The organism is Shimia biformata, assembly GCF_016888515.1.
Classification (GTDB): Bacteria; Pseudomonadota; Alphaproteobacteria; order Rhodobacterales; family Rhodobacteraceae; genus Shimia_A; species Shimia_A biformata.
This window is the reverse complement of sequence record NZ_JAFEJK010000002.1, coordinates 101,671-114,223: the sequence shown is the minus strand read 5'-3', so window position 1 is coordinate 114,223 and position 12,553 is coordinate 101,671. Positions and strand designations below refer to the sequence as shown.

At 62.2% G+C, this 12,553-nt stretch carries 11 protein-coding genes; 8 read left to right on the top strand and 3 right to left on the bottom strand.

Annotated features, from left to right (window positions below; translation table 11 throughout):
- Positions 1 to 10: 10 nt before the first annotated feature.
- Entirely contained in the window at positions 11 to 493 is a 483-nt protein-coding gene (locus tag JQ863_RS15755) for a tripartite tricarboxylate transporter TctB family protein (protein ID WP_204115288.1), read from the bottom strand.
- A 258-nt stretch (positions 494 to 751) separates the two neighbouring features.
- On the bottom strand, positions 752 to 1,726 hold the full coding sequence (locus JQ863_RS15750) for a tripartite tricarboxylate transporter substrate binding protein (RefSeq protein ID WP_204115287.1): 975 nt from the start codon (positions 1,724 to 1,726) through the stop codon (positions 752 to 754).
- Between the two features lie 112 nt (positions 1,727 to 1,838).
- Here JQ863_RS15750 and JQ863_RS15745 point away from each other — a divergent pair, with 112 nt between their 5' ends.
- Genes JQ863_RS15745 through JQ863_RS15735 form a run of 3 tightly spaced genes read left to right on the top strand, consistent with a single transcriptional unit; the run spans position 1,839 to position 4,887 of the window.
- Entirely contained in the window at positions 1,839 to 2,504 is a 666-nt protein-coding gene (locus JQ863_RS15745) for a response regulator transcription factor (RefSeq protein ID WP_204115286.1), read from the top strand.
- Complete coding sequence (locus tag JQ863_RS15740) at positions 2,501 to 3,877, top strand: sensor histidine kinase (protein WP_204115285.1); 1,377 nt, start codon at positions 2,501 to 2,503, stop codon at positions 3,875 to 3,877. Before JQ863_RS15745 ends, JQ863_RS15740 begins: the two co-directional genes overlap by 4 nt.
- A complete protein-coding gene (locus tag JQ863_RS15735; protein ID WP_204115284.1) occupies positions 3,847 to 4,887 on the top strand; it encodes an ABC transporter substrate-binding protein in 1,041 nt (346 codons plus the stop codon). The genes JQ863_RS15740 and JQ863_RS15735 overlap by 31 nt, the downstream gene beginning before the upstream one ends.
- Positions 4,888 to 4,892: 5 nt before the next feature.
- Here the strand turns inward: JQ863_RS15735 and JQ863_RS15730 are convergent, their stop codons facing one another.
- On the bottom strand, positions 4,893 to 5,810 hold the full coding sequence (locus tag JQ863_RS15730) for a LysR family transcriptional regulator (protein WP_204115283.1): 918 nt from the start codon (positions 5,808 to 5,810) through the stop codon (positions 4,893 to 4,895).
- Between the two features lie 158 nt (positions 5,811 to 5,968).
- Here JQ863_RS15730 and chvE point away from each other — a divergent pair, with 158 nt between their 5' ends.
- The 5 genes from chvE to JQ863_RS15705 all read left to right on the top strand — a co-directional run bounded on the left by chvE (position 5,969) and on the right by JQ863_RS15705 (position 12,538).
- On the top strand, positions 5,969 to 7,015 hold the full coding sequence (gene chvE / locus JQ863_RS15725) for a multiple monosaccharide ABC transporter substrate-binding protein (RefSeq protein ID WP_204115282.1): 1,047 nt from the start codon (positions 5,969 to 5,971) through the stop codon (positions 7,013 to 7,015).
- A gap of 81 nt (positions 7,016 to 7,096) precedes the next feature.
- The gene (gene mmsA, locus JQ863_RS15720) at positions 7,097 to 8,617 is read left to right on the top strand and encodes a multiple monosaccharide ABC transporter ATP-binding protein (RefSeq protein ID WP_204115281.1); all 1,521 of its coding nucleotides are present in this window, start codon (positions 7,097 to 7,099) and stop codon (positions 8,615 to 8,617) included.
- A 12-nt stretch (positions 8,618 to 8,629) separates the two neighbouring features.
- Positions 8,630 to 9,865, top strand: a complete 1,236-nt coding sequence (gene mmsB / locus JQ863_RS15715; RefSeq protein WP_204115280.1) for a multiple monosaccharide ABC transporter permease — start codon at positions 8,630 to 8,632, stop codon at positions 9,863 to 9,865.
- 4 nt (positions 9,866 to 9,869) lie between these two features.
- Positions 9,870 to 11,612, top strand: coding sequence for an L-arabinonate dehydratase (gene araD / locus JQ863_RS15710; protein WP_204115279.1), 1,743 nt, complete (start codon positions 9,870 to 9,872; stop codon positions 11,610 to 11,612).
- Positions 11,612 to 12,538, top strand: a complete 927-nt coding sequence (locus JQ863_RS15705; RefSeq protein WP_204115278.1) for a Gfo/Idh/MocA family protein — start codon at positions 11,612 to 11,614, stop codon at positions 12,536 to 12,538. Before araD ends, JQ863_RS15705 begins: the two co-directional genes overlap by 1 nt.
- Positions 12,539 to 12,553 lie beyond the last annotated feature (15 nt).

Here is a 12,553-nt window from a genome sequence, read left to right as displayed (position 1 = left end):
CGTGGCCTCCTTACAGAAAGAACGGCCAGGGCCGCAGGAAGATACCCAGGACGGCGTCGACCAGGTACCAGACGACGAAACTGGCCAGCGCCGCGACTGGCAGAAGGATGTGAAACTTGCGCTCACCAAGGATCACCGCGCCCAAGGTCAGGAAACCTAAAGTGGCGCAGAGAAACCCGGCGGGACGCAAGAGCAGCGCGTAGGCAACCATCAGCACCAGCAGAAGTATGGCGTGAACCAGGTTGTATTCACCCAGACGGCGGTAATCGATATCCGGGACCTTGTCCGTGGTCTCGGGCTTTTCCAGCCCCAGCACGATCACCAGCGATGTCAGGATCGCCAGCACCGACAGGATCTTGGGGAAGGTGCTGGGCCAGATCGGGTTACGCTGCATGAAGGGCGGCAGCAGATGATCCATGGTGAAGAAAGCGGCATAACCATAGGCCAGCGCAGCGGCGAGGATGACCATCGCGATCCAGCGATCCAGTGCCATCGGTTTTCTCCTTTTGTCGGGAAAGGGGCGTTGCCCCTCTTGGCCTGCGGCCAATTCACCCCAAGGTATTTTCGGCAGGAGGAAAGCGGTTGTTAACCTCTCCACGCTAACCTGGCGGCACGGTACAGGCTGAGGAGCCGATGACCGTGCAAGGGGAAGGTGACTTCCTGTCGGGGGGACGCGGTGCGTTCCCCCTTCCTCTTGCCGAAAATACCTCGGGGAGCGCGAGGGGCAGCGCCCCTCGCACCTGTCAGGTGATCAGAGGAAGCCGAGCTTCTTCATCAGATCTCCGATGGCCTTTTCCTGCGCTTCGAGGAAGGCGCGGAAGTCATCGCCGGAATTGTGGATATTGACCCAGCCGTTGCGGGCGCGCACAGCTTCCCATTCCGGGGTCTCGTACATCTTGGCAATCGCGTCCTGATACATCGCCAGCTTGTCCTCGGGCAGACCCGGGGCCGCGAAGAACCCGCGCCAGTTGACGAAGGTTGTGTCGATGCCCTGTTCCTTCATGGTCGGCGCGTCGGCATAGGCCGCGACACGCTCGTCCGAAGTGACGCCAAGGATTTTCACCTCACCCGCGTCGGCCAGCGCGACCGCTTCGGAGAAACCGGTCGAGAGCGCCTTGATCTCGCCCGACAGAAGCGCGGCCATGGCTTTGCCGCCCGCGTCATAGGGGATGTATTTGACGCCCAGCGCGTCCTTGCCGGCGGCTTCCATCACCATCGCAGCAACGAGGTGGTCCATGCCGCCGGGAACCGAACCGCCACCGATTGCGGTGTTGGCGGGGTCGGCGTCATAGGCCGCCAAAAGGTCGGCCATCGAGTTGATCGGACTGTCCTTGGACACGACCAGCGCGGCATAGTCGCCGATGGTCCCGGCCACCAGGGTCAGGTCTCGGAAGCTTTGCGGGAAGACGCCGGTCAGCGAGCGGATCACGATCGGGGTCGAGTTCACCATCAGCGTGCCGTGCTGGCTGTCTGCGTTCTCGATCAAATAGCCGATGGCCTTGCCGCCACCGCCGCCCGACATGTTTTCATAAGACGCGGTGCCGACCAGCCCCGAGGCCGTCAGTGCCTCGCCTGTGCCGCGCGCGGTGCCGTCCCAGCCGCCGCCTGCCCCGCCGGGGATCAGGAAGTGGATGCTGTCGACCATCGGTTCAGCCGAAACCGGCCCGGAGATGGCGAAAGCCGCGGCTGCGGCAAGAAGGGCGCGGCGGCCCATGTTGAATGTCATCTGTTGGTTCCTCCCATTTGACAAGCGCGGCCTTCGCCGCTCATGTCAGGGGAAGCTGACTGTGAAAGCTGACACAAAGCTGACACGGGCCAGCAGCGTGGGAGGAAAAGACATGCGGTTCCTGTTGATCGAGGACAATCGACAGCTGGCCGAGGCGGTGGTGGACCGGCTGAAGTTGGACGGGCATGTGGTTGACCACGCGGGCGATCTGGAAACCGCATGGGATTTTGCGGCCACGACGGATTACGACTTGATATTACTGGATATTATGTTGCCCGATGGTGATGGGCGCAGCTTTCTTGCCCGCCACCGAGAGCGCCAGTCGAGGACGCCTGTCATCGTGTTGACGGCGCGGTCGGAAGTTTCGGACCGGGTCGGAATCCTCGACCTTGGCGCGGATGATTACATGATAAAACCGATCGATTTTTCCGAGCTGGAAGCGCGCTGCCGCGCAGTTCTGAGGCGGCGCGGGGGCGCGGCGCGGAACCTTATCGCGTTGGGGGATGCCAGTTTTGATTCGCTTTCGGGCACGCTGAAAGTGGCCGGGAAAGACATCCAGCTGCGCACCCGCGAACTGCGCCTGTTCGAGGTTTTTTCGGCCGCGCCGGGTCAGATATTCTCGAAATCCGCGCTGGTGGACCGGCTGTTTTCCTATGACGAGGAGGTGTCGGAAAACGCCATCGAGGTCTATGTCGGGCGGTTGCGACGGCATCTGCAGGGGTCGTCTGTCAAGATCACCACCGTGCGCGGCCTGGGTTACAAGCTGGAGTTGGCATGAGTGGCCCCTTCATCAAGGGCTCGATCCGGCGGCGGTTGCTGTTGTCGCTTCTGGCAGGGGCGGCGGTGCTGACGGTGATCGTCTATCTGGTGATGCAGTCGGTGGCGCGTCAGGTGGCGGAGGAAAGTCAGGACAATGTTCTGACGGCCTCGGCCCTGTCGATCCTCGACAGTGCCCGGTCCGCAGGGGGGTTGGTGCATGTCGACCTGCCTTATGCGGCCCTGTCGATGCTGGACAGCGTGACGGATGAGCGGGTGTTCTATGCCATCCGGCTGGGCGAGGAATTCCTCAGCGGCTATGCCGACCTGCCAGCCGCCGAGGGCAGCCGCCCGACCGCGCCTGCCTTCCGGTCGACGACTTTTCTGGGCGAAGAGGTGCGGATTGCCACGGTGCGGCGGTCAGTCTCGACCGACCTTGGGCAAAAATGGCTGACTGTTTCGGTGGCACAGACCCTGGCCGGGAAGAAGCGGACACTGGCGCGGTTCAACCGCACGTCACTTGGGATCGGGGCGGGGTTTTTTCTGGTCTCGGTGCTGTTGTCGGCCGTGATCTCGCGCAGTGCCACACAGCCCCTGCACCGGCTGACCGCCAGCGTGTCGCGGCGCGGGCCAACCGACCTGCGCCCGGTCGCGGCGCCGGTGCCCTCTGAGATGGCGCCGCTTGTCAGTTCGCTCAATTCGCTGATGGCGCGGCTTCGGACATCGCTCAGCCGGTCCGAGGATTTCATCGCCGAGGCCGCGCATCGGGTGCGCACGCCGCTGGCCATCGTGCGCACCAAGGCCGAGGTTGCCCTGCGGCGCAGCGGCGACGATGCGACGCGGGCGGCCCTGCGCGAGATGATCCACGCGATTGACGACAGTTCGCGCACGGCGGGACAGCTTCTGGATCACGCGATGGTCACGTTCCGGCTGGACACGCTGCTGCGTGAGAAGATCGACCTTGCGCAGCTGACCCGTGACAGCATCAAACGCCTTCACCCGCTCTCAGACATGAAAGAGATCGACATCGCTGCCGGGCGGATGGACAGCGTGACGGTTCAGGGCGACGCGATACTGTTGCAGAACGCTCTGCAAAACGTCTTCGACAACGCGGTGAAATACACGCCAAACGGCGCACGCGTCACCGTCGATGTCAGCGCCACGGCGCGGGGTGCGCGGATTGACATCCGCGACACAGGGCCGGGATTTCCGGCAACCGAAATGGCCCGCATCACCGAACGCTTCCAACGCGGCGAAAACGCGGAAGGCGTGGTCGGCTCGGGTCTTGGCCTGACCATCGTCCGCGAGGTGGTCGAGGCGCATGGCGGCCAGATGACCCTGTCCAACAACCCAGGAGGAGGCGCATGCGTCACCCTGCAATTTCCCCAGTCCTGACCATCGCTTTTGCGGTCTGTGCAACTTGGATCGCGGGCACGCTGCACGCCTTCGAGATCGAGGACCACGCCCGGTTCGGCGATCCCGGTGCGGCGCGCGAAATCCGCATCATCTCGACTGCGGATATCACGTTTTTCGAACCGATGATCGCGGCGTTCCTTTCCGCCAACCCAGAGGTCACGGTGGATTATACCGTGGCCAGTTCAACCGAGTTGTCGGGCGCGGTCACGAATGCGGCCAATCAATTCGACGTGGTGATTTCAAGCGCGATGGACCTGCAGACCAAGCTGGCCAATGACGGTCGCGCGATGCGGCACCAGTCGGATGTGACCGAAATGCTACCCGATTGGGCGGTCTGGAATGACATGCTGTTTGCCTTCACCCAGGAGCCCGCGACGATCATCCTGTCGAAGACCGCGCTTGGCGCCCTGCCCGTTCCCCAAAGCCGCCATGACCTGATTAACCTTCTGCGTCAGCATCCCGACCGGTTTCGCGGCAAGGTCGGCACCTATGACATCCGTCAATCCGGTCTGGGCTACCTGTTCGCGACGCAGGACACGCGCGCGTCCGAGACCTATTGGCGGCTAACCGAAGTCATGGGCAGGCTTGGAGCCCGTCTCTATTGCTGTTCGTCTGAGATGATCGACGCGGTGAAATCCGGGGAATTGCTGATCGCCTATAATGTCCTGGGCAGTTATGCCGCCAATCGCAGCGACCGGGACGAATTCGCAATCGTGCTGCCGACGGATTTCACCACTGTCATGCTGCGCACGGCGATGATTCCGGAAAATGCCCCCGCCCCGGACCTTGCGGCGGCGTTTGTCGACCATCTGCTGCAAATGGCCCATGGTCCGCAGGCGCGTCCGCTGACCCACACCGACATCAATCTGACCCAGCTTGGCACCGCGCTGAACCGTATCCGCATCGGACCGGGGCTTTTGGTGTTTCTCGATCAGTTGAAGCGCCGCGCCTTCCTAGCGGAATGGGAAAACGCCATCGAACAGAACTGAGGCGGTCACATTCGGGTCAGCACTTCCTCTAGCACCATTTCGACGGCGCGGGGCAGTTTCCGCCAGCGGTTCTGAATCACGAAATAGGGGGCAACGATGATCGGCTCGCGGATCGGGATCGTCGCCAGTTTTGCGCCGATGGGTTCGGACAGCAACAGGTTCACTACCTCTTCGGAATGGGGCGCAATGGTATCGCCATTCGCCACCTGCGCCAGCCCGACCAGCAGCGAAGACGAGTTCAGCACCCGCGGCGGAACATCCAGACCCTTGGAAATAAACGCGCCTTCGACGGCCTCGCGGATCGGATTTCCGACGTCCTGCATGACCCAGGAATAGTCATGAAGCACCTCAAGCGGCGTCCCCGTCGCCCCGGCCAACGGGTGGGTTTCGTGGACCAGCAGCTTGACCTTTTCGATGCGTCCGGGATGCAGGCGATAGTCGTGGGGTTCCTGTCCCTTTGGTGCGCGCCCGATGACGAAATCATACCGCGTCTCGTCCAGCCTGCGCATCAATTCGCTTGAGGGGGCAACATCAACCGACACATTAAGATCGGGATAGCGCTGCAGAATGGACTGCAGCGCCGGCATCAGCATCCCGACGGCAGGCCCGGTCACCGCGCCGATACGCACGTTGCCAAGCGCTCCGGTCTTGAGGCTTTGCAACTCGTCCCCGAGGGTGCGCAACTCGGACAGGACAACGCGGGCGTGGCGCACAAACACATGACCTGCAGGGGTCAGTTCCATACCCAGCGGGTGGCGTTCGAACAGCTTGGCATCCAGAGTGTTTTCAAGGTTAGCCAAGATGCGGGACGCGGCGGGCTGAGACATCGCGGCGTCACGCGCCGCTACCTGCAACTGCCCGGTTTCGGCAATCCTCAGCAAAAGTTCGAGATGTTTGGGTTTGATCCGATGCACAAGGTCCATGGGGCAGAATTACATAACATTTTTGATATGCACAATGGCGACATGGAAATTTTACCGTAATGTGATTCCAGCCTAAACCAGTTTTCATGTCGGCCGCCGCCCAGGTCACAGACCACTCGGGTCAGGCAGCACGACGTTTTGATGGGAGGAAGAACCAAATGAAACTGAAACTCTTGCTAGCTTCGACCGCGATGGCCGTGACCGGTTTCGCGGCCATGGCAGAAACCGTTGGCATCGCGATGCCGACCCAATCCTCGTCGCGCTGGATTTCCGACGGCAACTCGATGGTCGAGCAATTCGAGGCCGCGGGTTATGAGACCATCCTGCAATATGCAGAGGACGACATCCCCAACCAGCTGGCGCAGATCGAGAACATGATCACCAACGGCGTCGACGTGCTGGTGATCGCCGCCATTGACGGCACCACCCTGTCGAACGCGCTGGAAAACGCGCATTTCGCCGGGATCAAGACGATTGCCTATGACCGCCTGATCCGTGACAGCGAATATGTCGACTATTACGCCACTTTCGACAACTTCAAGGTTGGCGTTCAGCAGGCATCGTCGCTGGTCAGCGGTCTGAAAGAACGCTTTGGCGACGGCCCCTATAATGTCGAACTGTTCGGCGGCTCGCCGGACGACAACAACGCCTATTTCTTCTACAACGGCGCGATGTCGGTGCTGCAGCCGCTGATCGACGCGGGTACGATCAACATCGTTTCGGGTCAGATGGGCATGGACACCGTCGGCACCCTGCGCTGGGACGGCGCGGTGGCGCAGGCGCGCATGGATAACCTTTTGTCGGCGCATTACACTGATGCGCAGGTGCATGGCGTTCTGGCCCCTTATGACGGACTGTCCATCGGCATCATCTCGTCGCTGAAGGGCGTCGGCTATGGCTCGGGCGACCTGGCAATGCCGATCGTCACCGGTCAGGACGCCGAGGTCCGCTCGATCAAGTCGATGCTGGCAGGCGAACAGTATTCGACCGTGTTCAAGGACACCCGCGAACTGGCGCGTGTGACCGTCGGCATGGTCGAGGCGCTTCTGAAAGGCGGCGAGCCCGAGATCAACGACACCACCACCTATGACAATGGCGTCAAGGTCATCCCCTCCTACCTGCTTGAGCCGGTCTCGGTCGATATGTCGAACTGGGAAGAGATCATCATCGGGTCGGGTTACTATACGATGGACCAGCTGAAGTAATCGGCTGAACGACACTCCCCGGGGCGCGTCCGCTTCTTGCGGATGCGCCTAGGGAGACCATGGGGTGAGGGAGGACTGCGCATGTCGGCGCTTCTAGAGATGCGTGGCATCACCAAAGAATTTCCGGGTGTGAAAGCGCTGGACCAGGTCGATCTTACGGTGGACAGCGGCGAGATCCTCGCGCTGGTCGGTGAGAACGGCGCAGGCAAATCCACCCTGATGAAAGTCCTGTCCGGGGTCTATCCCGCAGGCAGCTATGACGGCGAGATCCACTATGACGGAGAGCTTGCCCAGTTTGCCAATATCGCCGACAGCGAGGCGAAAGGCATCATCATCATTCACCAGGAACTGGCGCTGGTGCCGCTTCTGTCGATTGCCGAGAATATCTTTCTGGGCAATGAACGCGCCAAGGGTGGCGTCATTAACTGGCGTGAAACCGACCGCCGCACCGTCGAGTTGCTGAAGAAGGTCGGTCTGAGCGAAGCCCCCGGCACGCTGATCGACAAGCTGGGCGTGGGCAAACAGCAATTGGTCGAGATCGCCAAGGCGCTGTCGAAGGAAGTGCGCCTTTTGATCCTGGACGAGCCGACCGCGGCCCTGTCCGAGGCCGACAGCCAGGCGTTGCTGGACCTGATGCTGGAACTCAAGGCGCAGGGTGTCACCCAGATCATCATCAGTCACAAGCTGAATGAGGTGCGTCGCGTCGCCGACAAGATCACGGTGATCCGCGACGGCACATCGGTTTCGTCGATGGATGCCCGCGCCGAGAAGGTTTCCGAAGACCGAATCGTGCGCGACATGGTGGGCCGCGACATGGCCCAGCGCTATCCGGCACGGGAACGCCGCTCGGGGGACGAGCTGTTGACGGTGCGCGACTGGAACGTGTTTCACCCGCTGCACGCAGACCGCCAGGTGATCGAGAACGTCAATCTCAGCGTCCGCGCGGGCGAAGTTGTGGGCATCGCCGGGTTGATGGGCGCAGGCCGCACCGAACTGGCGATGAGCCTGTTCGGGCGCGCCTATGGCCAGAAGATCTCCGGCACAGTCGAGATGCGCGGGCAGCCCGTGGATGTCTCGACGGTGAGTCGCGCCATTGATGCGGGGCTGGCCTATGTGACCGAGGACCGCAAGGCGCTGGGGTTGATCCTGGATGAAACGATCCAGCGCAACATCACCCTGTCGAACCTGGAAGAAGTGTCGCGCGGGCAGGTGCTGCAGGAGGCTGCGGAAACGCAGGTCGCCGACAAATACCGCAAAGCACTGAACATCCGAACGCCGGGTGTGTTCCAGCGGGTTGTGAACCTGTCGGGCGGGAACCAGCAGAAGGTTGTCCTGTCGAAATGGCTGTTTGCCGGTCCCGAGGTGCTGATCCTCGACGAACCGACGCGCGGCATCGACGTAGGCGCCAAGTTCGAGATCTATGGGATCATCAATGACCTCAGCGCCCAGGGGAAGGGCGTCTTGATGATCTCGTCCGAGATGCCCGAGCTTCTGGGCATGTGCGATAGAATTTACGTGATGAACGAGGGCGCATTCGTGGGCGAACTGACGGCAAAGGATGCCAGCCAGGAAGCCATCATGTCGCTCATCGTGACGGATTAAGGGGAGGCGACGATGGACATCGCGCAAGACACGCAAACACCCGAAAAGGGACAGGGCATCGGCGCTTATCTGGCGCGGCACCTCAGGGAATACGGGCTTCTGTTCGCGCTGATCGCGATCATGGCCTTTTTCCAGATCGTGACGAATGGCACGCTGTTGAAGCCGGTCAACGTCACCAACCTGTTGTTGCAGAACAGTTATATCGTGATCATGGCGCTGGGGATGCTGATCGTGATCGTTGCCGGGCACATCGACCTGTCGGTCGGTTCGGTCATGGGGTTCGTCGGAGCCCTTGCGGCGGTGATGATCGTCGAGTTTGACCAGTCGACAGGCGTGACCATCGCCACCTGTATCCTTGCCGGCGGCCTGATCGGGGCGGCGCAGGGCTATTGGATCGCCTATTGGAAGATCCCCTCGTTCATCGTGACACTGGCGGGCATGCTGGTGTTCCGGGGGGCATCCCTGTGGCTTCTGGAAGGCCAGTCACTGGGTCCGTTCCCGCGCGAGTTTCAGATGATCGCAAACGGTTTCGTTCCGGACATTTTCCCCGCCGCCTTTGGCGAAGGCATTGCCGAGCTTTTGGGCCAGCGCCGGGTCAACGTTCTTGCGCTGGGGGCCGGGCTGATTGCCGCCGCGCTGATCCTGTCGCTCGAATTGAAGAAACGGGCGCAGAACCGGGCCTATGGCATGGAGGTCGAACCCAACGGATTCTTCTGGGCGCGGGTCGGGATCATCGCCTTTGCCTTGGTCTTCATCCTGTTCAAGCTGTCGACCTTCCGGGGTTTGCCGAACGTCCTGATCACCATGGGCATCCTGACGATCCTTTACGCCTTCTTCACCGAACGCACCGTCACCGGCCGCCGTATCTATGCGCTGGGGGGTAACGAGAAGGCAGCAAAACTGTCGGGTGTCAAAACCGAGCGGCTGACCTTCCTGGCCTTCGTCAACATGGGCGTCCTTGCGGCCATCGCGGGCATGGTCTTTGCCGCCCGCCTGAACTCGGCCACGCCGAAAGCGGGCTTCGCGCTGGAGCTGGACGTGATTGCGGCGGTGTTCATCGGCGGGGCGTCGATGTCGGGCGGTGTCGGCAAGATCGTCGGCGCGGTGGTCGGGGCCTTCCTGATGGGGGTTCTGAACAACGGCATGTCGATCCTTGGTATCGGCATCGACTATCAGCAGATGATCAAAGGCCTGGTGCTTCTGGCCGCAGTCATCTTCGACGTCTACAACAAATCCAAGCAGGCCTGACGCAATGACGTTCAAACCGGCAACATGGCCACGGCGTCTGCGCAGCCAGGAATGGTATGGCGGCACCTCGCGGGACACGATCTATCACCGTGGCTGGATGAAGAACCAGGGCTACCCGGACGACCTGTTCGACGGCCGCCCCGTGATCGGCATCCTGAACACATGGTCCGACCTGACGCCCTGCAACGGTCACCTGCGGGAACTGGCCGAGAAGGTGAAGGCCGGCATCTGGGAGGCCGGAGGGTTTCCGGTCGAGGTGCCGGCGTTCTCAGCCAGTGAAAACACCTTCCGCCCGACGGCGATGATGTTCCGCAACCTGGCCGCGCTTGCCATCGAGGAACAGATGCGCGGTCAGCCGATTGACGGCGCGGTGTTGCTGGTGGGCTGTGACAAGACCACGCCGTCGCTGTTGATGGCCGCCGCTTCGACCGACCTGCCGTCGATCGTGGTCTCGGGCGGTCCGATGCTGAACGGGTATTTCCAGGGCGAGCGGGTCGGCTCGGGCACGCATCTGTGGAAGTTCTCGGAAGCGGTGAAAGCCGGGGAGATGACGCAGGACGAGTTCCTTGAGGCGGAACAGTCCATGTCGCGGTCATCGGGGTCGTGCAACACCATGGGCACGGCGTCCAGCATGGCGTCGATGGCCGAGGCGCTTGGCATGGCCCTGTCGGGCAACGCGGCGATCCCCGCCGTGGACAGCCGCCGCCGGGCTATGGCGCAACTGTCAGGCCGTCGGATCGTTCAGATGGTCAAGGATGACCTGAAACCGTCCGACATCCTGACCAAACAGGCGTTCGAAAACGCCGTGCGCACCAATGGCGCGATTGGCGGCTCGACCAACGCGGTGGTGCATCTGCTGGCGATTGCGGGCCGGGTCGGGGTGGATTTCACGCTGGACGACTGGGACCGCTGCGGGCGCGACATTGCCACCATCGTCAACCTGATGCCGTCGGGCGACTATCTGATGGAAGAGTTCTTCTATGCCGGGGGCCTGCCCGTCGTGCTGCGGCACCTTGGCGAAGCCGGGCTTTTGCACAAGGACGCGCTGACCGTTTCCGGCGGAGCGATCTGGGACGAGGTCAAGGGTGCGGTGAACCACAACACCGACGTGATCCGACCCGTGGAGAGGGCGCTGACCCCGCAGGGCGGTATTGCCGTTCTGCGCGGCAACCTTGCGCCCAAGGGCGCTGTGCTGAAACCGTCGGCGGCGTCAGAACACCTGCTGAAACATCGTGGCCGCGCCGTGGTGTTCGAGGACATCGACGACTACAAGGCCAAGATCAATGACGACGCGCTGGACGTTGACGAAACCTGCGTTCTGGTGCTGAAGAACTGCGGGCCCAAGGGCTATCCCGGCATGGCCGAGGTCGGCAACATGGGCCTGCCGCCCAAGGTGCTGAAGAAAGGCATCACCGACATGATCCGCATTTCCGATGCGCGCATGTCCGGCACGGCCTATGGCACCGTGATCCTGCACACCTCGCCCGAGGCGGCGGCGGGTGGCCCGCTGGCAGTGGTCCGCAATGGTGACATGATCGAGGTCGATGTTGCCGCGCGGCGGCTGCATCTGGACATTTCCGATGCGGAACTCGCCGACCGCCTGTCGTCCTGGCAACCCAGCCATGAGCAGGCCACCAGCGGCTATGCCTGGATGCATCAGGCCCATGTCGAAGGCGCCGATACCGGGGCCGATCTCGACTTTCTCAAAGGCTGCCGGGGCAGCCCTGTCGGAAAGGACTCGCATTGATGAACATCGCTCTTGTCGGCGTCGGTAAGATCGCCCTGGACCAGCATGTCCCCGCAATCGCGGCATCACCCGATTGGGATTTGACCGCAACCGTCTCGCGGCAGGGATCAGTGGACGGGGTCGAAAGCTTTTCGGATTTCACCAAGTTCCTGGAACAGCGCCCGGACATTCGCGTCGTGTCGCTGTGCCTGCCGCCGGTGCCGCGCTTTGATTATGCGGAGGCCGCAATCCGGGCGGGCCGCCACGTCATGCTGGAAAAGCCGCCGGGCGCCAGTCTTGCCGAGTGTCGCAAGCTGGCAGCGATGGCCAATGACTTCCGCGTCACCCTGTTTGCCACCTGGCATTCGCGTGAGGCCACGATGGTCGAACCGGCGAAGGAATGGTTGACGGGCAAGGTGTTGAAGCGGCTGACCGTCACATGGAAAGAGGACGTGCGCCGCTGGCATCCCGGACAGGACTGGATCTGGGAACCCGGCGGGCTGGGTGTGTTCGACCCCGGCATCAACGCGCTGTCGATTGTCACCCGGTTGATGCCGGAGACGCTGCACCTGACCGATGCGGTGCTGGAAACGCCCGAAAACAAGCAGGGTCCGATTGCCGCGCACCTGCGGTTTGCCCATCCCGACGGCGCCGATGTCAGCGCGGTCTTTGACTGGCGGCAGGAGGGCGACCAGACCTGGCGCATCGAGGCCGAGACCGATCACGGCACGCTGACGCTGGAAGACGGCGGCGCGCGCATGATCGTCAACGGCACCGAACAGAAGGCCGCCAAGGACACGCTGTCGGGTGAATACCCCCGGCTTTACGCGCGCATGGCGCGGCTTCTGGCCACCGGCGAAAGCGATGTCGACCTTGAACCGCTGCGCCATGTCGCGGACGCCTTCCTTCTGGGCCGCCGCGAAGTCGTCGCCCCGTTTTTTGAATAGAACCTGACCTGAATC

What these genes read in the sequence shown, in the direction of transcription:
- JQ863_RS15735 (WP_204115284.1), top strand. Translation starts at nt 3,847, where the DNA reads ATGCGTCACCCTGCAATTTCCCCAGTCCTGACCATCGCTTTTGCGGTC.
- JQ863_RS15755 (WP_204115288.1), bottom strand. Translation starts at nt 493, where the DNA reads ATGGCACTGGATCGCTGGATCGCGATGGTCATCCTCGCCGCTGCGCTG.
- mmsA (WP_204115281.1), top strand. Translation starts at nt 7,097, where the DNA reads ATGTCGGCGCTTCTAGAGATGCGTGGCATCACCAAAGAATTTCCGGGT.
- JQ863_RS15750 (WP_204115287.1), bottom strand. Translation starts at nt 1,726, where the DNA reads ATGACATTCAACATGGGCCGCCGCGCCCTTCTTGCCGCAGCCGCGGCT.
- araD (WP_204115279.1), top strand. Translation starts at nt 9,870, where the DNA reads ATGACGTTCAAACCGGCAACATGGCCACGGCGTCTGCGCAGCCAGGAA.
- JQ863_RS15730 (WP_204115283.1), bottom strand. Translation starts at nt 5,810, where the DNA reads ATGGACCTTGTGCATCGGATCAAACCCAAACATCTCGAACTTTTGCTG.
- mmsB (WP_204115280.1), top strand. Translation starts at nt 8,630, where the DNA reads ATGGACATCGCGCAAGACACGCAAACACCCGAAAAGGGACAGGGCATC.
- JQ863_RS15745 (WP_204115286.1), top strand. Translation starts at nt 1,839, where the DNA reads ATGCGGTTCCTGTTGATCGAGGACAATCGACAGCTGGCCGAGGCGGTG.
- JQ863_RS15740 (WP_204115285.1), top strand. Translation starts at nt 2,501, where the DNA reads ATGAGTGGCCCCTTCATCAAGGGCTCGATCCGGCGGCGGTTGCTGTTG.
- chvE (WP_204115282.1), top strand. Translation starts at nt 5,969, where the DNA reads ATGAAACTGAAACTCTTGCTAGCTTCGACCGCGATGGCCGTGACCGGT.
- JQ863_RS15705 (WP_204115278.1), top strand. Translation starts at nt 11,612, where the DNA reads ATGAACATCGCTCTTGTCGGCGTCGGTAAGATCGCCCTGGACCAGCAT.